This window comes from Actinosynnema sp. NPDC059335 (genome assembly GCF_042752395.1).
Lineage (GTDB): Bacteria > Actinomycetota > Actinomycetes > Mycobacteriales > Pseudonocardiaceae > Actinosynnema.
The window spans coordinates 1-21,424 of record NZ_JBHYXZ010000059.1 but is presented as its reverse complement, the minus strand read 5'-3'; the positions used below and the strand labels follow the sequence as shown (position 1 = coordinate 21,424).

Annotated in this window: 25 protein-coding genes and 1 pseudogene; 18 read left to right on the top strand and 8 right to left on the bottom strand. The window is 73.9% G+C overall.

The window, feature by feature from the left end; all coding sequences use genetic code 11:
* The 5 genes and pseudogenes from ACFXGA_RS19835 to ACFXGA_RS19815 form a co-directional block, all read left to right on the top strand.
* Positions 1-639: pseudogene (locus tag ACFXGA_RS19835) on the top strand (hypothetical protein); the annotation flags it as partial.
* 1 nt (position 640) lies between these two features.
* Positions 641-1,408, top strand: coding sequence for an ESX secretion-associated protein EspG (locus ACFXGA_RS19830; RefSeq protein WP_378089876.1), 768 nt, complete (start codon positions 641-643; stop codon positions 1,406-1,408).
* Between the two features lie 103 nt (positions 1,409-1,511).
* On the top strand, positions 1,512-2,042 hold the full coding sequence (locus tag ACFXGA_RS19825; protein WP_378089874.1) for an ESX secretion-associated protein EspG: 531 nt from the start codon (positions 1,512-1,514) through the stop codon (positions 2,040-2,042).
* Between the two features lie 174 nt (positions 2,043-2,216).
* On the top strand, positions 2,217-3,374 hold the full coding sequence (locus tag ACFXGA_RS19820) for a pyridoxal phosphate-dependent aminotransferase (RefSeq protein WP_378089872.1): 1,158 nt from the start codon (positions 2,217-2,219) through the stop codon (positions 3,372-3,374).
* A gap of 67 nt (positions 3,375-3,441) precedes the next feature.
* Positions 3,442-3,615, top strand: a complete 174-nt coding sequence (locus tag ACFXGA_RS19815) for a hypothetical protein (protein ID WP_378089870.1) — start codon at positions 3,442-3,444, stop codon at positions 3,613-3,615.
* Between the two features lie 69 nt (positions 3,616-3,684).
* Here ACFXGA_RS19815 and ACFXGA_RS19810 read toward each other — a convergent pair whose 3' ends face one another.
* Entirely contained in the window at positions 3,685-4,704 is a 1,020-nt protein-coding gene (locus ACFXGA_RS19810; RefSeq protein ID WP_378089868.1) for a threonine aldolase family protein, read from the bottom strand.
* Between the two features lie 153 nt (positions 4,705-4,857).
* Here ACFXGA_RS19810 and ACFXGA_RS19805 point away from each other — a divergent pair, with 153 nt between their 5' ends.
* The 7 genes from ACFXGA_RS19805 (at position 4,858) to purB (ending at position 10,000) form a co-directional block, all read left to right on the top strand.
* Positions 4,858-5,376 (top strand): SigE family RNA polymerase sigma factor, encoded by a 519-nt coding sequence (locus tag ACFXGA_RS19805; protein ID WP_378089866.1) that lies wholly within the window; start codon positions 4,858-4,860, stop codon positions 5,374-5,376.
* A gap of 17 nt (positions 5,377-5,393) precedes the next feature.
* Complete coding sequence (locus tag ACFXGA_RS19800; RefSeq protein ID WP_378089864.1) at positions 5,394-6,137, top strand: hypothetical protein; 744 nt, start codon at positions 5,394-5,396, stop codon at positions 6,135-6,137.
* A gap of 63 nt (positions 6,138-6,200) precedes the next feature.
* A complete protein-coding gene (locus tag ACFXGA_RS19795; protein WP_378089862.1) occupies positions 6,201-6,548 on the top strand; it encodes a DMT family transporter in 348 nt (115 codons plus the stop codon).
* A 13-nt stretch (positions 6,549-6,561) separates the two neighbouring features.
* Positions 6,562-7,146, top strand: a complete 585-nt coding sequence (locus tag ACFXGA_RS19790) for a TetR/AcrR family transcriptional regulator (protein WP_378089860.1) — start codon at positions 6,562-6,564, stop codon at positions 7,144-7,146.
* Between the two features lie 48 nt (positions 7,147-7,194).
* The gene (locus tag ACFXGA_RS19785; protein WP_378089858.1) at positions 7,195-7,725 is read left to right on the top strand and encodes an RNA polymerase sigma factor; all 531 of its coding nucleotides are present in this window, start codon (positions 7,195-7,197) and stop codon (positions 7,723-7,725) included.
* On the top strand, positions 7,722-8,519 hold the full coding sequence (locus ACFXGA_RS19780) for a hypothetical protein (RefSeq protein WP_378089856.1): 798 nt from the start codon (positions 7,722-7,724) through the stop codon (positions 8,517-8,519). The genes ACFXGA_RS19785 and ACFXGA_RS19780 overlap by 4 nt, the downstream gene beginning before the upstream one ends.
* Before the next feature lie 47 nt (positions 8,520-8,566).
* Positions 8,567-10,000 (top strand): adenylosuccinate lyase, encoded by a 1,434-nt coding sequence (gene purB, locus ACFXGA_RS19775; RefSeq protein ID WP_378089854.1) that lies wholly within the window; start codon positions 8,567-8,569, stop codon positions 9,998-10,000.
* Here the strand turns inward: purB and ACFXGA_RS19770 are convergent.
* The 4 genes from ACFXGA_RS19770 to ACFXGA_RS19755 are packed head-to-tail and all read right to left on the bottom strand — an operon-like array spanning position 9,997 to position 12,921.
* Positions 9,997-10,440, bottom strand: a complete 444-nt coding sequence (locus tag ACFXGA_RS19770) for a hypothetical protein (RefSeq protein ID WP_378089852.1) — start codon at positions 10,438-10,440, stop codon at positions 9,997-9,999. The two genes, purB and ACFXGA_RS19770, sit on opposite strands and share 4 nt — an antisense overlap.
* A 56-nt stretch (positions 10,441-10,496) precedes the next feature.
* A complete protein-coding gene (locus tag ACFXGA_RS19765) occupies positions 10,497-11,246 on the bottom strand; it encodes an amino acid ABC transporter ATP-binding protein (RefSeq protein ID WP_378089850.1) in 750 nt (249 codons plus the stop codon).
* On the bottom strand, positions 11,243-12,073 hold the full coding sequence (locus ACFXGA_RS19760) for an amino acid ABC transporter permease (protein ID WP_378089848.1): 831 nt from the start codon (positions 12,071-12,073) through the stop codon (positions 11,243-11,245). The genes ACFXGA_RS19765 and ACFXGA_RS19760 overlap by 4 nt, the downstream gene beginning before the upstream one ends.
* Complete coding sequence (locus tag ACFXGA_RS19755) at positions 12,070-12,921, bottom strand: ABC transporter substrate-binding protein (RefSeq protein WP_378089846.1); 852 nt, start codon at positions 12,919-12,921, stop codon at positions 12,070-12,072. Before ACFXGA_RS19755 ends, ACFXGA_RS19760 begins: the two co-directional genes overlap by 4 nt.
* Before the next feature lie 63 nt (positions 12,922-12,984).
* Here ACFXGA_RS19755 and ACFXGA_RS19750 point away from each other — a divergent pair, with 63 nt between their 5' ends.
* Together ACFXGA_RS19750 and ACFXGA_RS19745 are read left to right on the top strand one after the other, a co-directional pair.
* Positions 12,985-13,875, top strand: a complete 891-nt coding sequence (locus ACFXGA_RS19750; protein WP_378089844.1) for a phosphoribosylaminoimidazolesuccinocarboxamide synthase — start codon at positions 12,985-12,987, stop codon at positions 13,873-13,875.
* 72 nt (positions 13,876-13,947) lie between these two features.
* Positions 13,948-14,667 carry a DUF2334 domain-containing protein gene (locus ACFXGA_RS19745; protein WP_378089842.1) on the top strand — a complete coding sequence of 240 codons (720 nt, stop codon included), beginning with the start codon at positions 13,948-13,950 and terminating at the stop codon, positions 14,665-14,667.
* Here the strand turns inward: ACFXGA_RS19745 and ACFXGA_RS19740 are convergent.
* Entirely contained in the window at positions 14,589-15,200 is a 612-nt protein-coding gene (locus ACFXGA_RS19740; protein WP_378089839.1) for an MBL fold metallo-hydrolase, read from the bottom strand. The genes ACFXGA_RS19745 and ACFXGA_RS19740 overlap by 79 nt on opposite strands.
* A 50-nt stretch (positions 15,201-15,250) precedes the next feature.
* A complete protein-coding gene (locus ACFXGA_RS19735) occupies positions 15,251-16,222 on the bottom strand; it encodes an NAD-dependent epimerase/dehydratase family protein (protein WP_378089837.1) in 972 nt (323 codons plus the stop codon).
* A 213-nt stretch (positions 16,223-16,435) separates the two neighbouring features.
* Between ACFXGA_RS19735 and ACFXGA_RS19730 the strand changes: the two genes are divergently transcribed.
* The 4 genes from ACFXGA_RS19730 (at position 16,436) to purL (ending at position 20,372) form a co-directional block, all read left to right on the top strand.
* Positions 16,436-16,975: a DUF3800 domain-containing protein gene (locus ACFXGA_RS19730; RefSeq protein WP_378089835.1), complete on the top strand. Its 540-nt coding sequence runs from the start codon at positions 16,436-16,438 to the stop codon at positions 16,973-16,975.
* A 228-nt stretch (positions 16,976-17,203) separates the two neighbouring features.
* The gene (gene purS, locus ACFXGA_RS19725) at positions 17,204-17,443 is read left to right on the top strand and encodes a phosphoribosylformylglycinamidine synthase subunit PurS (protein WP_306743917.1); all 240 of its coding nucleotides are present in this window, start codon (positions 17,204-17,206) and stop codon (positions 17,441-17,443) included.
* A complete protein-coding gene (purQ, locus tag ACFXGA_RS19720) occupies positions 17,440-18,111 on the top strand; it encodes a phosphoribosylformylglycinamidine synthase subunit PurQ (protein ID WP_378089832.1) in 672 nt (223 codons plus the stop codon). Before purS ends, purQ begins: the two co-directional genes overlap by 4 nt.
* Positions 18,111-20,372, top strand: coding sequence for a phosphoribosylformylglycinamidine synthase subunit PurL (gene purL, locus ACFXGA_RS19715; protein WP_378089830.1), 2,262 nt, complete (start codon positions 18,111-18,113; stop codon positions 20,370-20,372). The genes purQ and purL overlap by 1 nt, the downstream gene beginning before the upstream one ends.
* A gap of 83 nt (positions 20,373-20,455) precedes the next feature.
* On the opposite strand, the gene ACFXGA_RS19710 is transcribed toward purL, so the two are convergent.
* Positions 20,456-21,250 carry a lysozyme gene (locus tag ACFXGA_RS19710; protein ID WP_378089828.1) on the bottom strand — a complete coding sequence of 265 codons (795 nt, stop codon included), beginning with the start codon at positions 21,248-21,250 and terminating at the stop codon, positions 20,456-20,458.
* Positions 21,251-21,424 lie beyond the last annotated feature (174 nt).

The window sequence follows — 21,424 nt, the reverse complement described above, 5'->3', positions numbered from 1 at the left end:
GGCGGGGTGCCCGGCGGGTTCGGCCAGGTGCCCGGTGGCGGCTCGGTCGGGATCGCGCCCCAGTTGCCGGGGCAGTTGCCCGGCGGCTCCACGGGCTTGTTGCCGAGCACGCCGGCCCAGCCGACGGTCATCCCGCCGGCCGCGCTCGGCAAGGTCGGCGGGTCCAACTTCGGGTTGGGGCTCGGCCTCGGGTTGGCCGGCGGGCTCGGGTTGGGGCTCGCGGCGACGCAGGCCCGCGGCGGGCGCGTCGTGCGCAACCCCGTGGCGGCGATGCCCGGCGGCGCGAAGGCGCCTGAGGGGCACGCGGGCGGCAAGGGCGCCGGTGGTGGCGGCGGCACGGGCGGCAAGGGCGGTGTGCCGGGGATGCCGAGCACGCTGACCGGCAAGCCCGGCGTCTCCGCGACGATCGGCGCGATCGACCCGGACGAGCGCGTGCCCGGACGCGGGGCGGCCGCCGGCGCGGCGGGCCGCGGGGCCGCCGGCTCCTCGATGCTCCAGCCCGCGGCGACGGCCAAGGGCGGGCCCGGCGAGGAGGACGGCGAGCACGTCCGCAAGTACGGCGTGGACTCCGACGACGTGTTCGGCGACGAGCGCATGGTCGTCCAGTCGGTCATCGGCGACGAGCCCGAGAAGAAGTGAAGTGACCGGCACGGTTGTCCTGTCCACGCTCGAGTTCGACGTGGCGTGGGAAGGCGAGCGCCTCACCCGGCGCAACGTCGCCCTGGACGTGCCGAGCCCGGGGATCACGCACACCGAGCGCGCCGCGTTCGTGGAGCAGGCGTGGCGGTCGCTCGCCGAGCGCGGGCTGGCCGCCAACCGGCGGGTGACGCCCGAACTGGCAGACGTGTTCGCGTTGCTGGCCAACCCGCACCTGTCGATCGACCTGTGGATCTGGGTCGACCGCCGCAAGATCAAGGGTCTCGCGGCGGCGACCGGTGACGACGCCGTGCTCGCCGTGGTCGACGGCGACGAGGTTTGGCTGATCGAGGCACGGGCCAGTGCGCTGGCCGAGGCCGCCGTGTCCGTCGCCGGTGAGATGCCCGCCGGGTACGGGCGGTCGATCAGCCTGCCGAACGACGTGCTGCGCGCGGCGTCCGACGAGGCCGGGCGGGACGCGGAGAAGCTGGTGCTCGCGCTGGAGCGGCACGGCCTGCCGCTGCACGAGGCGCAGGAGCTGGCCGGCATGTGCGACGGGATGAGCACCCGCGGCCAGTTCGGCGTCGAACGCGCCCGGCCCGGCGGCCCGCCGGCGCGCGCGTCCCGCGTGGTCGCCTGGCACGACACGCCGTCCGGCCGCTACCTGCACCAGGTCCGGCCCAGTTCGGACGGTCGCCACTGGAGCACGATCACGCCGATCGACAACGCCCGGCTCGCCGGGTGCGTGTGGGAGTTGGCGCAGGAGGTCTGACTTCCCCGGTGCGGGCGGAACCCCGGCGTCCTCCGCGACGTCAGTTCCGGTGCGGGCCTGGGGGGCCGGAGCAATGCCCGCCGTCATTCGGGAGTGACGTCTGGTGACCACTGCGACGCTCAGCGCCACCGCGTTCCGCACCGCCTGGGAGCACCTGGACCTCGGTGCTATGCCGATCGTGCTGCACGTGCAGGACGACCCCGCGCCGTGGAGCCACCTCGCCGCGCAGGGGCTCGCCCGCGGCGGGGAGCTCGACCCGTGGCTGGGCGCGTCGTTCAAGCTCCTCGCCTGCCCGCCGCGGTCGGCGGACCTGCGGCTGGGGATCGGCAGATCGGCGGTGCGGGCGCTGGCGGCGTCCACCGGTTCCGGCTCGGTGCTGGCCGTGCTCACGCGGGACCTGCTCACCGTGCGGGAGGTCGAGGTCGACCTGGCCACCGCGCTGGTCGGGCTGCTGCCGAAGCTCCCGGACGGCCTGGTGGGCGGGTCGGACCTGCGCGGCCAGTTCGGCGCGGCCGCGATCGACCGGAGCGGGCGGCGCAGGCGGGCGGCGGACGTGGTCGACTTCCACGGGCCCACCGACCCCGCGGCGCTGAAGACCCGGATCACCGGCCTGCTGGACGGGCTCCTCCCCTGAGCCGGCCGGACCGGACACGGGTGACCGGAGCGGCACGGGCGGCGACCGGCCAGGGTCGGACGGCCGGGTGCTGTTCGGCGTAACGGGCGCCGCGCGGACGGCGGTGTGGTCGTGGCGGTGGGGCGTCGGCCACACCGGCGTGGTCGGCGTGGTGGGTCGATTAGCCTGGCGCGCATGCCGGGTGTCGCAGGTCGGGCCGATGTGCCTCCGTTCCACGTGATGGAAGTGCTGTCCGCCGCGGCGCGGCGGCAGCGGGTCGTCGGGGACGTGGTGTCGCTGGCCGCCGGGCAGCCGGCCGGTCCCGCGCCCGCGCCCGTGCTGGAGGCCGCCCACCGCGCCCTGCGCGAGCAGACCCTGGGCTACACCGAGCAGCTCGGCATCCCGGAGCTGCGCGAAGCGCTGGCGGGCCACTACGAGCGGCAGCACGGGTTGTCGGTCTCGGCGGACGACGTCGTGGTGACGACGGGCTCGTCGGGCGGTTTCCTGCTGGCGTTCCTCGCCGCCTTCGACGCGGGCGACCGGGTCGCGCTGGCCCGGCCCGGCTACCCCGCCTACCGCAACATCCTCACCGCGCTGGGCTGCGAGGTGGTCGAGCTGGCCTGCGGGCCGGAGACCCGGTTCCAGCCCACGGTGGCGATGCTCGACGCCGCCGGCCCGCTCGACGGCCTGGTGGTGGCGAGCCCGGCGAACCCGACCGGCACCGTGCTGGCCCCCGACGAGCTGGCCGCGCTGACGGCCTGGTGCGCCGAGCGCGGCGTGCGGCTGGTCAGCGACGAGATCTACCACGGCATCGGCTACGGCACGCCGCTCGCGTCCGCCTGGCAGACCTCCCGGGACGCGGTCGTGGTCAACTCCTTCTCCAAGGTGTTCGCCATGACCGGCTGGCGGCTGGGCTGGATGCTGCTGCCGCCGGACCTGCGCCGGGCCGTCGACCGGTTGACGGGCAACTTCACCCTCTGCCCGCCCGCCCTGGCCCAGCACGCCGCCGTCGCCGCCTTCGAGCCCGAGTCCTACGCGCACGCCGAGCGCCTGGTCGAGGGCTACCGCCTCAACCGGGACGTGCTGCTGAAGGGCCTCGCCGACCTGGGCATCGACGAGGTGGCCCCGGCCGACGGCGCGTTCTACGCCTACGCCGACGTCTCGCACCTCACCGACGACTCGACGGCCTTTTGCCGCCGCCTCCTGGACGACACGGGCGTCGCGGTCGTGCCGGGCGTCGACTTCGACCCCGTGCGCGGGCACGAGTTCATCCGGATGTCCTTCGCCGGGGCCGCCCACGACATCGAGGAGGCGTTGCGGCGGCTCGGCGACTGGCTGGCGTCGTCATCATGACGACAGTTGTACCCCCGATCCGGGCCGGATGGGGGAACCGATCGCCGGTGCCGCTCGTTCGGGTGACATGGTCCGGATAATCCTGTGGCTGCTCGCGGCCTGGCTCGTGCTCACCGTGCTCGGCGCGGTGATCAAGGGCGTCTTCTGGCTCGCGGTGATCGGTGGCGTGCTGTTCCTCGGCACGGCCGCGTACGGCGCGATCAAGAGCACCAAGCGCCCGAAGGGCATCAAGGGGCCCTGACGCCCGAGCCCGGGCGGAACCCGCACCGCAGGCGGACGCCGCGGCGCGAGTGCCGCGCGGGCGGCGGCGCTAGCTCGCCGACCCGATCCGCCGCAACGCCTCCGCCACGTCCTCCGCGCCCACGTCGCGGTGCAGCACGAACCGCACCTTGCCCGCCATCGGCCCGGCGAAGACGCCCAGGTGCCGCAGCCCCGTGAGGGTCACCTCCAGGTCCGGCACGCCGGCCAGCACGATGTTGGTCTCCGGCTCGTCCACCTGCCAGCCCAGCTCGGCCAGGCCGCGCGCCAGCGCGCGGGCGTTCGCGTGGTCGTGCGCCAGGTCGTCGACGCGCCCCAGCGCGACCAGGCCGGCCGCCGCCAGCACGCCGCCCTGCCGCACGCCGCCGCCCAGCATCTTGCGCACCCGGCGCGCCTCGGCCACGAACGACGACGACCCGGCCACCACGGACCCGACCGGCGCGCCGAGGCCCTTGGACAGGCACACCTGCACCGTGTCCACCCCGACCGCCAGCGCGGCCGGCGGCAGGCCCAGCGCCACGGCCGCGTTCCACAGCCGCGCGCCGTCCAGGTGCACCCGCAGCCCGGTCTCCCGCGCCGCGGACACCAGCAGGGCGTGCTCGTCCGGCTGCGTCACCGCGCCGCCGGCGGCGTTGTGCGTGTTCTCCAGGCACAGCAGCGTCGTGCGCAGCGCGTAGTACGGCCCGGCCACGCCCGCGGCCGCGCGCACCGCGTCGGGCGACGCCCGGCCGGGGCCCGCGTCGCACTCCAGCGGGTGCGGCATGCCGCCCGCGATCCACGCCGCCGTGCCCAGCTCGTTGTCGAGCACGTGGGCGCCGCGCGGCGCGAGGAACCGATCGCCCGGGCGCAGGTGCACGGTCAGCGCGATCAGGTTGCCCATGGACCCCGAGGGCACCCACAACGCCGCCTCCACGCCCAGCGCCTCGGCGACGCGCTCCTCGAGCTGCCGCATCGTGGGGTCGTGGTCGAGCACGTCGTCGGCGACCTCGGCGCCGGCCATGGCGAGTCTCATGGCCTCGTCCGGCCGGGTGACGGTGTCGGAACGGAAGTCGAGGGGTGCGAGCTGGGTCACGAATGGATCACATCACACCGCGCAAGCCCTGACCCGATCGCGTGGGCGGTACCACGATGGGGGGTGACGCAAGTCTCGGCGAGCCGGCGTGCAACCGTGGACGCCACCGGTTCCGTCCGGTAAGTGCAAGCACGACGAGCGGAGAGAGTCCGCGTGGATCAGCGCGACGAGCAGGAGTTCGCGGAGTACTTCGCAGCTCGCCGGGAGGCCGTGCGCCGAACGGCGTTCCTGCTCTGTGGTGACTGGCACCGGGCGGACGACTTCGCGCAGACCGCGTTCGTCGCGCTGCACCGCAGGTGGCGCAAGGTCCGGGACAAGCAGGCCCTGGACGCCTACGTCCGCCGCAGCCTGGTGCGCGCGGTGATCGACGAGTCGCGCCGGCCGTGGCGGCGGGAGCGCTTCGTGGACGAGGTCCCGGAGACGCCCTCGGGCGACGGCGAGGTGGCCGACTCGGTGGCGACGCGCCAGGCGCTCGTCGCGGGCTTGCGACGGGTGCCGCCGAGGCAGCGGGCGGTGCTCGTGCTGAGGTTCCTGGAGGGCTTGGACGTGGCGGCCGCGGCCGAGGCGCTCGGGTGCTCCGAGGGCACGGTGAAGAGCCAGACCTCCCGGGGACTGGAGGCCCTGCGCGAGGCGCTGGGCGACTCGATCGAGGACTTGCGGCCGGCGTCGTGAGCGGGAGGAGGAGGTAGGTGGACGAGCGGAAGCTCACCGAGCTGTTCAACGACGCGGCCCGCGGCGCGCCGCCGCCGACCTTCGACGTGGACGCCGTCCGGTCCGCCTCGGCCCGCGCGACCGCGCGCCGCCGGTCGGCCGTCGCGGTCGGGTCCGCCCTGGCGGTCGCGCTGGTGTTCGGCGGCGTGGTCGTCGGCAGCGGGGTCCTCGGCGGCACGCACGCGGAACGGGCGTCCGTGGCGGGTTCCGCTCAGGACGACTCTTCCCTTAACGTCACCCCTTTCAGCGCGGGCGAGCCGGAGGTGCTGCCGAAGGACGCGTCACCGGACCGCAGCGGTGGAATGCCGCCCAAGAGCCTCCCCGAGGACCCGTCTACGCAGGGGGACGAGCCATCGGGGAGTGCCGGCCGCCCGACGGTCGGCAGCGCCCAACGCGGGTGCGTTGAGGTGGACCGGGAGCTCGCCGTCGCCCTCGCCGACGAGCTCTCGGTCGCCAACGCCGGCGAGGCGTTCCCGGCGGCTGCGGACTGCCCGGCCGGCGGTCGCGGCGCGAGCCTGCCGGTGCGCGACGGCGACACGCGCGGGACGGTCTCGGTCGTGGTGGTGCCGCCCGGCACGGCGCCGGACCCGGCCGCCGCGACCGCGACGACGTCCGGCGGCGACGAGCTGCGCCTGGTCAGCCGCCCGGACCCCGGGTTCGCCGACGCCCCGTTCGGCGCCCGGCTGGCGGTGCTCGCGGAACGGCTCGCGGCCCGCTCCTGACGGCCGAGGAGGTCGGGATCACCCCACTGAGTGGTACTCGTGTACCACTAAACTGGTACGCTCGTGCCAGATTGGGAGGTGGTCGTCATGGCGTGGGCCGTGCTCATCGTGTCCGGTTTCTTCGAGGCCGGGTGGGCGGTCGCGCTGAAGCTGTCCGACGGCTTCAGCAGGGTGTGGTGGACGGTGGCCTTCGCCGTGTTCGCGCTGATCAGCTTCGCGGGCCTGGCGTGGGCGATGAAGCAGCTCCCCGCCGGACCGGCGTACGCGGTGTGGACCGGGATCGGCGCGGCGCTCACCGCCGTGATCGGCATGGTCTGGCTCGGCGACGGCGTCAGCACGCTCAAGCTGGTCTCGCTCGGCCTCATCGTCAGCGGCGTCATCGGCCTCAACCTGGCCGGTGGCGGGCACTAGTACCTTCCCTGCAATGACAGCCGCAACGCCGAAGGGCGAACGCCGGCGCCAGGCGCTGGTCGAAGCCGCCGCCGGTCTCCTGGTCGACGGCGGCTTCGACGCGATCCGGCACCGCGCCGTCGCCGAGCGCGCCGGCCTGCCGCTGGCCTCCACCACGTACTACTTCGACTCGCTGGACGACCTGGTCACGGCGGCGCTGGAGCACCAGGGCAACGCCGAGCTGGCCTACGGCAAGGCCCGGCTGGAGGAGCTGGACCCGCGCGAGTGCGGCGGCGACGCGTTCGTGGAGCTGGTGCTCGACCTGCTGCTCGGCCCGTCCGGCGACCGGGACGCCGAGGCCGTGCTGCTGCGCTACGAGCGCCTGGTCGCCACCGGCCGGCGGCCCTACCTGCGGCCGCTGATGCGCCGGATGTCCGGCGAGCTGCACTCCCTGCTGCTCGACATCTTCGCCCGCGCCGGCCAACCGGTCGGCCGCGAACGCGTGGAGGAGCTGATCGCGCTGGTCGACGGCGCGGTGGTGAACGCGCTCATCGAGATCAGCCCCGACCCCAGGGCGGCCGCCCGGCGCATGCTCCGCAAGGCCATGCAACCCCGCTGACCCCCGACCGCGTGGAAGGGGGTGGGGGCGCGGAAGGGGACCGAACGGATGCGCGAGGCGGAGGAGCGGGGTTTCCGTGAGTTCGCGGCGAGCCACGCGGCCTCGCTGCGCCGCACGGCGTACCTGTTCTGCGGCGACTGGCACATGGCCGAGGACCTGATGCAGGCGAGCCTGCTGAAGCTGTACCAGGCGTGGCACCGGATCGAGTGGCGGGACAACGCGTCCGGGTACGCCCGCAAGGTGCTGCTGCGGACCTGGCTGGACGAGAAGCGCCGCCCGTGGCGGCGGGCCGAGCAGCGCGACGGCGAGGTGCCGGACGTGGCGGACGCGGCCGCCGACCCGGAACGCGCGGGCGAGCAGCTGTGGGCGCGCGACCTGGTGCACGCGGCGCTGTTGCGCGTGCCGCCGCGCCAGCGGGCGGTGCTCGTGCTGCGGTACTTCGAGGACCTGCCGGTGAGCGAGGTGGCGGTGGCGATGGGGTGCACCGAGGGCACGGTCAAGAGCCAGACGGCGCGCGGGCTCGCGGCGTTGCGCGCGGCGGTCGAGGAACTGGAACGGGGGGCGGTGGTGGCGTCGTGAGCGAGGCGGACCTCCGGGAGGGCCTCCGGGCCGCGGTCGGCGACGAGCCGCCGCTGCGCTTCGACCCCGACGAGCTGATCCGCCGCGCGCAGCACCTGCGCCGGCGGCGGCGCGCGCTGGTGGCCGTGGCGGTGGCCACGCTCGCCCTCACCGGCACCGCGCTGGCCCTGCCCGGCGCCTTCGAGCAGCGGCCGGGGGTCGACGCGGCCGGCGGGCAGGTGCTGACCACCACGCCCGCGCCGGCGTCGACGCCGTCCCCCGCGCCCGCGCCGCCGATGGCGACCGTGGAGCCGACCGGGCAGCGGGCCCTCGTCGCGCCGAGCGACCCGGAGGGCGTGCGGACGCACCTCGCGACGTACCTGGGGGCGCGGTTGGCGGAGGTCGTGCCGAACGTCAAGGTGGTGCAGGCCCAGTTCCCCGACCCGACCCGGGACGAGCCGGGCCGGCGCACCGGGTGGGTGCGCTTCGTCGACGAGCGGGGGCCGAGCCAGGTGCTGGTCCGGCTGGTCGCGCCGCCGCTGCGGGTGAGCCGGGAGGAGTTCTGCGCCGAGGCGGGCTGCGCCGGGCCCGTGCGCCGGGAGGACGGCAGCTACCTGGCGTCCGCGCCCGTGCCCGCCGTCGACGGGGAACTGGTCAGCCGGACCGTGGCGCACTTCCGCGCCGACGGGTCGGTGGTCCAGGTCACCGGCTACAACTTCGACCCGGCCACGGGCTCGGCGGTGCGGTCGGAGCCGGCGTTGACGGTGGACCAGCTGGTGGCGCTGGCGACCGACCCGAAGCTCGGCCCGTTCTGACGCTCCCCGCCGTCCGGCGGCCCGCCGGCGCGAAATATGCTGGTCACGTGACGGTCAAGCCCCGCATCGCCAATGTCCTCGCCGGTCGCTACGCCTCCACCGAGCTGGCCACGCTGTGGTCCGCCGAGCACAAGGTGGTGCTGGAGCGGCGGCTGTGGCTCGCCGTCCTCAAGGCGCAGGCGGAGCTGGGCATCGACGTGCCCGCCGAGGCCGTTGCGGACTACGAGCGGGTGGTCGAGCAGGTCGACCTGGCGTCGATCGCCGAGCGCGAGCGGGTCACCCGGCACGACGTGAAGGCGCGCATCGAGGAGTTCAACGCGCTCGCCGGGCACGAGCACGTGCACAAGGGCATGACCTCCCGCGACCTCACCGAGAACGTGGAGCAGCTGCAGGTCCTGCGGTCGCTGGAGCACGTGCGCGGCAAGACGGCCGCCGTCCTGGCCCGCCTCGCCCGCCGGGCCGCCGAGCACACCGACCTGGTGCTCGCCGGCCGGTCGCACAACGTCGCCGCCCAGGCCACCACGCTGGGCAAGCGCTTCGCCACGGCCGCGGACGAGCTGCTGGTCGCGTTCCGGCGGCTGGACGAGCTGATCGCCCGCTACCCGCTGCGCGGCGTCAAGGGCCCGGTCGGCACCGCCCAGGACATGCTCGACCTGCTCGGCGGCGACCGGGACAAGCTGGCCGAGCTGGAGCGGGGCGTCGCGCGCCACCTCGGCTTCACCACCGTGCTGACCAGCGTCGGCCAGGTCTACCCGCGGTCGCTGGACTTCGACGTCGTCTCCACCCTCGTGCAGCTCGCGGCCGGCCCGTCGTCGCTGGCCAAGACGATCCGGCTGATGGCGGGCCACGAGCTGGTCACCGAGGGGTTCAAGGCCGGGCAGGTCGGCTCCAGCGCGATGCCGCACAAGATGAACACCCGGTCCTGCGAGCGGGTCAACGGCTTCGCGGTGATCCTGCGCGGCTACCTGTCCATGGTCGGCGAGCTGGCGGGCGACCAGTGGAACGAGGGCGACGTCTCATGCTCGGTGGTGCGCCGGGTCGCGCTGCCGGACGCGTTCTTCGCGTTCGACGGGCTGCTGGAGACCTTCATCACGGTGCTGGACGAGTTCGGCGCGTACCCGGCGGTCGTGGCCCGCGAGCTGGACCGCTACCTGCCGTTCCTGGCGACGACGAAGGTGCTGATGGCGGCGGTGCGCGCGGGCGTCGGCCGGGAGACCGCGCACGAGGCCATCAAGGAGCACGCGGTCGCGGTGGCGCTGGCCATGCGCGAGCGCGGGCTGGCCGAGAACGACCTGCTGGACCGGCTGGCGGCCGACGACCGGCTGCCGCTGGACCGGGCCGCGCTGGACGGGCTGCTGGCCGACCGGCTGTCGTTCACCGGCGTGGCCGAGCAGCAGGTCGCGGACGTGGTGCGGCAGGTCGAGGACGTGCTGGCGGCCTACCCGGCCGCGGCCGGGTACGTGCCCGAGCCCATCCTCTAGGCCCGGTTCCAGACCAGGCGGCCCCGGCGGGTCGGCTCGCACCTCAGCTCGCGGCCGGCCGGGTCCACCGCCGTCGCGCCCTCCTCGGCGCACGGGAAGCCCTGCAGGGCCACCTCGTCGTACCGGGGCGGCGTCGTCGTGGTCGGCTCGACCGTCGGCGGCCGCGGCGGCTCGGGCTGCGCCTGCGCCGGCGGCGGTGGCGGCGGTTCGGTCGTCTCGGCGACCGTCGGCGGGGGCGGTGGCGGCGGTGTCGTGGCCGCCGGCCGCACCGAGATGTCGGCGACCGCCGGGATCGAGGTCACCGGCGCCGAGCTGGACGTCGTCGGGAGCAGCACCGGCTCCGGGCTCGCCGACGGCTTCGCGCAGGCGCCCGTGAGCAGCAGCAGGAGCAGCCCGCCGCTCGCCGCGACGGGCGCCGCAAATGCCTTCCGATGGACCACGCCAAGCAGAGTAGGGGCCGCTCCTCCGATACCCCAAGCGGTGTCTGCCGGACGGCCTAGAGGCGGCCCGCGTCGATGATCCGGCGGAGGAACTGCCGGGTGCGGGGGTGCTCGGGCTCGCCGAGCACCTGCTCGGGCGGTCCGGACTCGATCAGCCTGCCGCCGTCGAGGAACACCACCCGGTCGGCGACCTGCCGGGCGAACCCCATCTCGTGCGTCGCCATCAGGATCGTCCGGCCGGCCCCGGCCAGCTCCCGGACCAGCGCCAGCACCTCGCCGACCAGCTCCGGGTCCAGCGCGCTGGTGATCTCGTCCAGCAGCAGCAGCCGGGGCGAGTAGGCCAGCGCCCGCGCGATCGCCACCCGCTGCTGCTGGCCGCCGGACAACTGCTCCGGGTAGCCGCGCGCGCGGTCCGCGAGGCCGACCCGGTCGAGCAGGTCGAGGGCGTCGCGCTCGGCCCGCTCGCGCGGCACGCCGTGCACCACGCGCGGCGCGAGCGTGACGTTGTCCAGCACGGTCATGTGCGGGAACAGGTTGAACGCCTGGAACACGATCCCCATGCCGCGCCGCGCCAGGTCGGCGTCCACCCGCGGGTCGGACACGTCCACGCCGTCGAGCAGCACCTGCCCGTCGTCCAGCTCCTCCAGCAGGTTCACGCACCGCAGCAGGGTCGACTTGCCCGACCCCGACGACCCGATCACGGTGACCACCTCGTGCTCGTGCACGTCGAGGCTGATCCCGTCGAGGACCGTGACCCCGCCGTAGCGCTTCACGACCCCGCGCACGCTGAGCACCGGTTCGGTCATCGTCCCCCCTGACGGCGTTCCAGCCGGCGGCCCAGGGCGTCGGCGAACCGGGCCGTGGGCGTCGCGAGCAGCACGAACAGCAGCCCCGCCACCACGTACGGGGTGAAGTTGAACGCCCGCGCCTGCTCGATCTGCGCCGCCCGCACCGCGTCCACCGCGCCGAGCACGGAGATCAACCCGCAGTCCTTCTGCAGCGAGACGAAGTCGTTGAGCAGCGCGGGCATGACCCGCCGCACGGCCTGCGGCAGCACCACCAGCCGCAGGGTCTTGCGCCGGCCGAGGCCCAGCGACCGGGCCGCCGCCACCTGCGACGGGTGCACGGACTCGATCCCGGCGCGGAACACCTCGGCCACGAACGCGGTGTACGCGAGCACGAGCGCCACCCCGCCGAGCACGACGAAGTCGTTCGGCACGCCGGTGAGCCGCAACGCGGGCAGGCCGAACCCCACCAGGTACAGCAGGATGATCAGCGGCACGCCGCGGAACAGGTCCACGTACACCGTGGCCAGCACCCGCAGCGGGAACCACACCGGCCCGCGCAGCGTGCGCAGGGCGGCCACGACCAGCGCCAGCACCAGGATCGCCGCGCCGCACACCACCAGCACGCGGACGTTCAGCCAGAGGCCCTCCAGGATCGCGGGCAGCGACCGCCACGCGATCTCCACGTCGAAGAACGACTGCCGCACCCGGGGCCAGCCCGGCGCGCGGGCCACGGTCACCGCGACCGCGACGGCGAACACGACGGTCGACAGCAGGGCGACCAGGGTGGACCGCCGCGAGCGGGAGCGCTTGTAGGCCAGGCGCTCCCGCTGCAGCTCGCTCGTCACTTCAGCTCGGGTGCGGAGCCCGCGGACGACAGCCACTCCTGCTCGATCTTCGCCAGCGTGCCGTCGGCGCGGAGGTTCTCCACCGCCGTCGAGACGCACGCGGTGAGCGGGCTGCCCTTGTCGAGCACGATGCCGAACTGCTCCGGCTTGCCGTCGCCCGGCGGGATCTGGCCGACGATCAGGCCGTCCTCCAGCTCCGCGGAGGTGATGTAGAACGCGGTCGGCAGGTCCACCACCAGCGCGTCGATCTGCCCGGCCCGCAGCGCGGCCTTGGCGTCGTCGTTGGTGTTGTAGACCGCGACGTCCTGCTCCGGCTGGAGGCGCTGGGCGGCGTCGAAGCTGGTCGTGCCGACCTGCGCGCCGATCTTGACCTGCTTCAGCTCCGCGAGCGTCGTGGCGGAGGCGGCCTTGGACGAGCGGAGCGTGATCACGGCCTGGTCCACGTCGTAGTACGGCGCGGAGAAGTCGACGGCCTGCTTGCGCTCCTCGGTGATGGAGAACTCGTTGAGGTCCATGTCGTAGGTCTTGCGGCCCGGCTGGATGGCCGCGTTGAACGGCACGCGCGTCCACACCACGTCGGTCTTGGCGTAGCCCAGCTCCTCGGCCAGCGCGTAGGCGACCGCGGACTCGAAGCCCTTGCCGTTGGTCGGGTCGTCGTCCACGAACCAGGGTTCGTACGCCGGCTGGTCCGTGCCGAAGGTGATCTTGCCCGGGGTGAGGGTGGGCAGCTTGTCCTTCGTGCACGCCACGCCGTCCACCTGGTTGGTCGGCGGCGCGGTCTCGGCCGCGGGGGCGCAGGCGACCGCGAGGACGGCGGTCACGCTCAGTATCAGTCCGGGTGCACGCATGGGACGAATCTTGCCGCAGGCGGGAAGGGGGGCCCACGAGCTGGGACAAGTAGGCTTCGGCCCGTGCCCAAGCTCGCCGACTACCGGCAGGTCGCCCAAGGCAAGGTCCGCCACGTCCACGAGGTGGACGACGACCTGCTGCTGTTCGTGGCCTCCGACCGGATCTCCGCGTTCGACCACGTGCTGACCACCCCGATCCCCGACAAGGGGCGGGTGCTCACCGCGATGAGCGTGTTCTGGTTCGAGAAGTTCGCGGACCTGGTGCCCAACCACCTGGTGGCCTGGGACGACCCGCGCATCCCCGCCGAGGTGCGCGGCCGGGCGCTGCTGGTGCGGCGGCTGGAGATGGTCCAGGTGGAGTGCGTGGCGCGCGGCTACCTGACCGGGTCCGGCATGGCCGAGTACCGGCGGACCGGCTCGGTGTGCGGCGTGGAGCTGCCGCCCGGCCTGGTGGAGGCCGCGGAGCTGACGCCGCCGATCTTCACCCCGGCGACCAAGGCCGAGCTGGGCGCGCACGACGAGAACGTGTCGTTCGCGCACGTGGAGGCGCAGGTCGGCGCGGCGCTGGCGGCCCGGCTGCGGGACGTCACGCTGGAGGTCTACGGCGCGGCGCGGGAGTTCGCCCGGTCGCGCGGCGTGGTCCTCGCCGACACGAAGTTCGAGTTCGGGCTGGACCGGTCCGGCGCGCTCGTGCTCGGCGACGAGGTGCTGACGCCGGACTCGTCGCGGTACTGGCCGCTGGACTCCTACGAGCCGGGTCGCGTGCAGCCGTCGTTCGACAAGCAGTACGTCCGCGACTGGCTCACCTCGCCCGCCTCCGGCTGGGACCGGGCGTCCGACACCCCGCCGCCACCGCTGCCCGACGACGTCGTGGCCGCCACCCGGTCCCGCTACGTCGAGGCGTACGAGCGGATCACCGGGCGGTCGTTCGCGGACTGGCCCGCCCCGGAATAGTTCGCCGACTCCGCACGTGGCCGTCACCTCGTCGTCGGGCGGCCGACACGCCGGTGGTGCGCACTGGGTGGCGTGGTCGCCGAACTCGTGGTTTCGCTGTCCGGCATCGGGCCGAGCACGCTCGCCCGGTGCGCCGACCTCGCCGCCGAGCTGGACCGGCGGCGGGTGCCGCTGTCGCTGCTGCTCGCGCCGCGCAAGGCCGTGCCCGGTGAGGCGCTGGACTGGGTGCGCCACCGGGTGAGCGCCGGTGACGCGCTCGTCCTGCACGGTTTCGACCACCAGCCCGACCCGACGCGCCGGGCGGTGTCGCTGCGCCGGCGCGCCGAGTTCGCCGCGCTGCCCGCGCACGAAGCGGGCCTGCGGCTGGTCGCGGCACGGGCCGCGCTGGAACGGCTGGGCCTCGCCACCGACCTGTTCGCCCCGCCCGGCTGGCTCGCGTCGCCGGGCACCGTGGTCGCGTTGCGGCGGCACCGGTTCGCGGTGTGCGCCGACATGGCGGGCGTGCGCGACCTGCGCACCGGCGACGTGCGGACGGGCCGGGTGCGGGTGGTCGGCGAGCACTGGAGCCACCTGCTCGCCGTCGGCCGGGCCGCCCGGCGCGGCGGGCTCGTGCGGATCGGCGTGGACGCGGCGGAGCTGGACCGGCTGGAGCCGCGCGAGGCGCTGCTGGAGGCCGTCGACCTGGCCCTGCACCACGGCGCGGCGCCCGCCACCTACAGCTCGACCGCCTCGCCGCGGGGCAGCACGACCACCTCCACGCCCTCGGGCGCGGTGCCGACCAGGACGCGGTAGAAGATCTCGGTCTGCGCCAGGATCGCCTCGTGGATCGGCACGGCCTTGCGCGGGCCGACCCGCGCCAGGAAGTCGGCCGCGTCGGACACCTTCATCCACGGTGCGGCCGTCGGCAGGCCGAGCACGTCGACGCGCTGCTCGGGCACGGCCAGCGAGTCGCCGGGGTGGTAGAACGCGCCGTGGTCGACGAGGTAGCCGACGTTCACCGGCAGCTCGATCCGGTCGTGGATGACCTCGTGCGGCGCGTCGAGGACGCCGACGACCGCGCCCCCGACCTCCAGCGCGTCCCCGGGCCGGACGACCTGCGCGCCGTCGAGGTCGAACGGGGCGAACACGCGTGCGCCCGGGTTCGCCGCGCGGACGGCGGCCAGCCCGGCGGGGTCGACGTGGTCGCGGTGCTCGTGCGTGATCAGGACCGCGTCGAGCCCGTCGACCTGCTCGTAGCCGGACGAGTACACGCCGGGGTCGAACAGCAGCCGCGCCGCGCCGGTGTCGACCAGCAGGCAGGAGTGTCCGAAGTGGGCGATCAGCATGGGCGCTCCTCTCTCCGCCGTGAGTTCTACCCCGCCCCGCGCCCGGTCGCTCACCCCACCGCGCGCAGCAGCGCTTCCTCCACGTCCGGCGGCAGGCCCGCGCGGCGGGGGCGGTCCAGGCCCAGGTCGCGTTCGTGCGCCAGCGCGTCCACCGCAGTCTCGGCCGTGGGCCGGACGCGCAGCCCGGCGGCCAGCGCGGGACCGGCGTCGCGGAACATCATCGCCCGGTGGGTCGGCGGCAGCCACAGCGGCAGCGACCGCGGCCCCGTCCACGGCGCGACCTCGTGCCGCTGGAGGACCGCCTCGGGCACCCGGACCAGCACCGTGCCGGGCGGCGCCACCGCGCCCGCGATCTCGCCGAGCACCAGCGACAGCGGGTTGGCCGGGCCGACCGCGTCGTAGGTGCCGGTGGTGCGCCGCTCCGCCGCGTCCACGACCCAAGTGGCCAGGTCGCGCACGTCGACGTGCTGCGCGGGCTGGTCCGGCGTGTCCGGGACGGCGACCCGGCCGCCCCGGGACAGCCGGTTGGGCCAGTAGCCGAACCGGTCGCTCGGGTCGCCGGGGCCGGTGATGAGGCCGGCGCGGACGATGAACGCCCGGTCGCCGACCGCGTCGAGCACGGCGTTCTCGCTCGCCACCTTCACCGAGCCGTAGCGCTCGGGCGTCATCGGCGCGTCGGGGTCGTCCTCGAGCGGGTCGAGCGTGGCCGTCGCGCCGGGGGTGGCGTGGTCGGCGTAGACGGAGCAGCTGGAGATGAACGTCCAGTGGTCGGCGGTGATCGAGGCGAGCGCCCGGCGCACCCAGGTGACCGACATCTTCGCCACGTCCACCACCGCGTCGAAGTGCGCGCCGGCGAGCGGGCCGAGGTCGACGTCGCGGTCGACGGGGACCAGGGAGGCCCCCTCGGGCGCCTGCCCGGACTCCCCGCGCGCCGCGCAGACCACCTCGTGCCCCCGCCGGACCGCTTCGGCGGCCGTCGCCTTGCTGAGGAACACCGTCCCACCGAGCACCAGGATCCGCATGGCCCCACCCTGCGTCCCACCCGCCGATCCCGCCACCACATCCGCCCACAGCGAACGCGCCGACCGGCGTGAGCGGGTTCGGACAACGGCGGGAGAAAAGGCGCGACACCATTCCGCCGGGTGAATCCGACCTTTTCCGGTACCGCTGGGACCGGTGGTCCCCGTTTGGGCGGAATGGTTCCAGGGGCGTGGTCGAGGTGTCGATGAACCGCTGTGGCCGTGCAAGCTTTCGTGGACGAATCCCGGCGGAAAGACACGTACTTCCTCGCCGCGGCGTTGGTCGAGCTGGGCGATCTGACCCGCCTGCGCACCGCGTTGCGAGCGCTGCTGTTCCCCGGGCAGCGCGAATTGCACTTCCAACGCGAGACACCGCAGCGGCGCAAGGCGATCCTGTCCCGGCTGGTGGAGTGGGAGGTGCGCGTCGACCTCTACCGCGCCGACTGCGGGCGGAGCGAGGAGCAGGCCCGCCAGACGTGCCTGGTCCGGTTGGTGGACGACCTCCTGGACATCGACGCGCGGCGACTCGTGCTCGACAGCCGCCCCGGTCGCGATCGGCACGACGTCCGGACGATCCGGAACGCCTCCGGCAAGCGCCCGCGGGACAGCGGCCTGCTGTACGAGCACTTCGACAGCGCGCTCGAGCCGCTGCTGTGGGTGGCCGACATCGCCGCGTGGAGTTACGGCGCGGGTGGCGACTGGACGCGCCGGGTCGAGCCGGTGATCGGCTCGGTGATCCGGCTCGACTGGCCCTAGAAAGCGCGAAGCACGGCCGCCGACCGTCCGGACGGGTGCCGTGCTCACTTCCTCGGCCTACGGGGCCTCGGCGGGATCAGATTAGCAGTGGGCGGCGGTGGAACGGGGCATCACGATCGGGTGATTCGAGGTGAACGTGTGCCGTCCGCCACCGGTGAAGTTGATGAACACCCTGGTCAGGTAGGCTTTGGCAGTACCGCCAGCCCTCCTACCTTGGAGCAGCCTGTCGTGGCCCGAGTCGTCGTCGACGTCATGCCGAAGCCCGAAATCCTCGACCCGCAAGGACAGGCGGTGGCCAACGCGCTGCCCCGTCTCGGGTTCGACGGGATCACCACTGTCCGCCAGGGCAAGCACTTCGAGCTGGAGGTCGCCGACGACGTCGACGACGCCACGCTCGCCAAGATCGCCGAGACGTTCCTCGCCAACCCGGTGATCGAGGACTGGGTCGTGAGGCGGGTCGAGGCATGAGGGTCGGGGTCATCACGTTCCCCGGCACGCTGGACGACGTCGACGCCGAGCGCGCGGTCCGGTACGCGGGCGGGGAAGCGGTCCGGCTCTGGCACGCCGACCACGACCTGAAGGGCGTCGACGCGGTCATCGTGCCCGGCGGGTTCTCCTACGGCGACTACCTGCGCTGCGGCGCGATCGCCCGGTTCGCCCCGGTGATGCAGGAAGTGGTCGACGCGGCCCGGAAGGGCATGCCGGTCCTCGGCATCTGCAACGGCTTCCAGATCCTCTGCGAGGCGCACCTGCTGCCCGGCGCGCTGATCCGCAACCACAAGCTGCACTTCGTGTGCCGCGACCAGTGGCTGAGGGTCGAGAACAACTCCACCGCCTGGACCACCCGGTACGACCGGGGCGCGGAGATCCTCGTGCCGCTGAAGTCCGGCGAGGGCGGCTACCAGGCCGACAAGTCCACTGTGGACGAACTGGAGGGCGAGGGCCGCGTGGTGTTCCGCTACGTCGGCGAGAACCCCAACGGCTCGCGCAACGACATCGCGGGCATCACCAGCGCCAACGGCCGGGTCGTCGGCCTCATGCCGCACCCCGAGCACGCGATCGACGCGCTCACCGGGCCGACGGACGACGGCCTCGGCATGTTCCTCTCCCTCGTCGACTCGGTGGTGGGCGCGTGATGGCCGTCGACACCGTCGAGAACGCGAAGAACACGCCCGACCAGGAGCAGCCCTACAAGGAGCTGGGCCTGAAGGACGACGAGTACGCCCGCATCAAGGAGATCCTGGGCCGCCGCCCCACGGACGCCGAGCTGGCCATGTACTCGGTGATGTGGAGCGAGCACTGCTCCTACAAGTCGTCCAAGGTGCACCTGAAGTACTTCTCCGAGACCACGACCGACGAGATGCGCGCGAAGATGCTCGCGGGCATCGGCGAGAACGCGGGCGTGGTCGACATCGGCGACGGCTGGGCGATCACGTTCAAGGCCGAGAGCCACAACCACCCGTCCTACGTCGAGCCCTACCAGGGCGCGGCGACGGGCGTCGGCGGCATCGTGCGGGACATCCTGGCGATGGGCGCGCGTCCGCTGGCCGTGATGGACCCGCTGCGGTTCGGCCCGGCCGACGCGCCGGACACCCGCCGGGTGCTGCCCGGCATCGTGGCCGGCGTGGGCGGCTACGGCAACTGCCTCGGCCTGCCCAACATCGGCGGCGAGATCGTGTTCGACGCGTCCTACGCGGGCAACCCGCTGGTCAACGCGCTGTGCGTGGGCGCGATGCGGGTCGAGGACCTGCACCTCGCGCACGCCTCGGGCACCGGCAACAAGGTCGTCCTGTTCGGCGCGCGGACCGGCCTGGACGGCATCGGCGGCGTGTCCGTGCTGGCCAGCGAGACGTTCGACGACAGCGCCGGGAAGCGGAAGAAGCTGCCCAGCGTGCAGGTGGGCGACCCGTTCACCGAGAAGGTGCTCATCGAGTGCTGCCTGGAGCTGTTCGCGCAGCGGATCGTGGTCGGCATCCAGGACCTGGGCGGCGCGGGGCTGGCGTGCGCGACGTCGGAGCTGGCCAGCGCCGGTGACGGCGGCATGCTCGTGCACCTGGACCGGGTGCCGCTGCGCGCCTCGGGCATGACGCCCGCGGAGATCCTGTCCAGCGAGTCGCAGGAGCGCATGTGCGCGGTCGTGCGGCCGGAGGACCTGGACGCGTTCATGGCGGTCTGCGCGAAGTGGGACGTCATCGCGACCGAGATCGGCGAGGTCACCGAGGGCGACCGGCTCGTCATCACCTGGCACGACGAGGTCGTGCTGGACGTGCCGCCGCGGACCGTGGCGCACGAGGGCCCGGTGTACGACCGGCCGATCGAGCGCCCGGCCGACCAGGACGCGGTGCAGGCCGACACCCCGGACCGGCTGCCCCGGCCCGCGAAGGACGAGCTGCTGGACCTGGTCAAGACGATGGCCGCGTCGCCGAACCTGGCCTCGAAGCGGTGGGTGACCCAGCAGTACGACCGGTACGTGCGCGGCGGCACGGTGCTCGCGCAGCCCGCCGACTCCGGCATGATCCGCATCGACGAGTCGACCCACCGGGGCGTGGCGCTGTCCACGGACTGCAACGGCCGCTACGCCAAGCTCGACCCGTACGCGGGCGCGCAGCTGGCGCTGGCCGAGGCGTACCGCAACGTGGCCACCACGGGCGCGACGCCGGTCGCGGTCACGAACTGCCTGAACTTCGGCTCGCCGGAGGACCCGGCGGTGATGTGGCAGTTCGAGCGGGCCGTGAAGGGCCTCGCGGACGGGTGCGCCGAGCTGGGCATCCCGGTGACCGGCGGCAACGTCAGCTTCTACAACCAGACCGGTTCGACGGCGATCCTGCCGACGCCGGTGGTGGGCGTGCTGGGCGTGATCGACGACGTCCGCCGCCGCATCCCGACCGGGATCGGCGCGGAGGCGGGCGAGACGCTGCTGCTGCTCGGCGAGACGCGCGAGGAGTTCGGCGGCTCGGAGTGGGCGCACGTCGTGCACGGCCACCTGGGCGGTCTGCCGCCGAAGGTGGACCTGGCGCGGGAGAAGCTGCTGGGCGAGGTGCTGGTGGCGGGTTCGCGGGACGGCATGCTGTCGGCCGCGCACGACCTGTCCGACGGCGGCCTGGCGCAGGCGCTGGTGGAGACGTGCCTGATCGGCGAGGTCGGCGCGCGGGTGTTCCTCGAGGGCGACCTGTTCACCGAGCTGTTCAGCGAGTCCGCGGGCCGCGTGCTGGTGGCCGTGCCGCGCACGGAGGAGCTGCGGTTCACCGACATGTGCACCGCGCGCGGCCTGCCGTGGCGCAAGGTCGGCGTGGTGGACCCGGAGTCCGACGCGCTGGAGGTCCAGGACCTGGGCTCGCTGCCGCTCGCCGAGCTGCGCGAGGCGTGGGAGGGCACCCTCCCCGCGCTGTTCGACTGACCGCGCGGGTCGGCCGGTCGGGGCGCGGCGCGGGGGGGGGGCGGGGGGGGGGGCCGCGCCCCCCCCCCCCCCCCCGTCCGCGATCAGCCGGTGGCCAGGACCTGGAGCCGGTCGTAGGCGCCGTTGAACTGGTTCTGGTCGATCGGCGAGGACGAGTACTGCCAGAACGTGTAGAACGGCCACGCGTACGGCAGCGCGCCGACGGTGGACGAGTAGCGGGCGACCCACAGCGGGTTGGTGGAGCTGAAGTCGCCGTTCACGCACTGGCTCCACCAGCTGGTGGACGTGTAGATGACCGGCCAGCGCCCGGTGCGGGCCTGGTAGCGGTCGCTGAACGACTTGATCCAGGCGGTCATGGCCGACGGGGACAGCCCGTAGCAGGTGGAGCCGTACGGGTTGTACTCCATGTCCAGCGCGCCGGGCAGGGTCTTGCCGTCGCGGGACCAGCCGCCGCCGTTGTTGACGAAGTAGTCGGCCTGGGTGGCGCCGGAGGACCGGTCGGGCAGCGCGAAGTGGTACGCGCCGCGGATCATGCCGACGTTGTAGGACCCGTTGTACTGCTGGGCGAAGTACGGGTTGCGGTAGGTGGTGCTCTCGGTGGCCTTGACGTAGGCGAACCGCTTGCCCTGGCCCCACCAGTAGTTCCAGTCGACGTTGCCCTGGTGCCCGCTCACGTCGATGCCGTACACGACGGCCTGGACGCCCGGGTCGGCCGGCGGGGCGCCGCGCTGGTCGCCGCGCCCTTCGTGCTTGGCGATCTGCGAGCCCATGGCGTGGTCTTCGACGACGGGCGCGGCCTGGGCGGCGCCGGCCACCCCGAGCGCGGCCAGCCCGACGGCGGCCAGGAGGGCGGTGGCGGTGCGTGCGAACGTGTTCATCGGGGACTCCTCGAGCCAGTGCAGGGAGTTGACTCGTTGGGCAGTGTGATGCAGCTTTTACCAGCTCGCCAGAGTTCGTGTTAATTAGTCACGAAAACGGAGCAACCGGCTCGCCGCGATCCGTGCCGGACGAGGAGTTCCCGAACCGGGGCCGGGACCGCGCGGTGCGGTCCC

Excerpts from the sequence above, each read along its gene's own strand:
- ACFXGA_RS19740 (WP_378089839.1), bottom strand. The coding sequence starts at position 15,200 with ATGCTGATCGCCCACTTCGGACACTCCTGCCTGCTGGTCGACACCGGC.
- purQ (WP_378089832.1), top strand. The coding sequence starts at position 17,440 with ATGAGGGTCGGGGTCATCACGTTCCCCGGCACGCTGGACGACGTCGAC.
- purL (WP_378089830.1), top strand. The coding sequence starts at position 18,111 with ATGGCCGTCGACACCGTCGAGAACGCGAAGAACACGCCCGACCAGGAG.
- ACFXGA_RS19735 (WP_378089837.1), bottom strand. The coding sequence starts at position 16,222 with ATGCGGATCCTGGTGCTCGGTGGGACGGTGTTCCTCAGCAAGGCGACG.
- ACFXGA_RS19790 (WP_378089860.1), top strand. The coding sequence starts at position 6,562 with ATGACAGCCGCAACGCCGAAGGGCGAACGCCGGCGCCAGGCGCTGGTC.
- ACFXGA_RS19785 (WP_378089858.1), top strand. The coding sequence starts at position 7,195 with ATGCGCGAGGCGGAGGAGCGGGGTTTCCGTGAGTTCGCGGCGAGCCAC.
- ACFXGA_RS19755 (WP_378089846.1), bottom strand. The coding sequence starts at position 12,921 with ATGCGTGCACCCGGACTGATACTGAGCGTGACCGCCGTCCTCGCGGTC.
- ACFXGA_RS19765 (WP_378089850.1), bottom strand. The coding sequence starts at position 11,246 with ATGACCGAACCGGTGCTCAGCGTGCGCGGGGTCGTGAAGCGCTACGGC.
- ACFXGA_RS19710 (WP_378089828.1), bottom strand. The coding sequence starts at position 21,250 with ATGAACACGTTCGCACGCACCGCCACCGCCCTCCTGGCCGCCGTCGGG.
- ACFXGA_RS19820 (WP_378089872.1), top strand. The coding sequence starts at position 2,217 with ATGCCGGGTGTCGCAGGTCGGGCCGATGTGCCTCCGTTCCACGTGATG.
- ACFXGA_RS19815 (WP_378089870.1), top strand. The coding sequence starts at position 3,442 with ATGGTCCGGATAATCCTGTGGCTGCTCGCGGCCTGGCTCGTGCTCACC.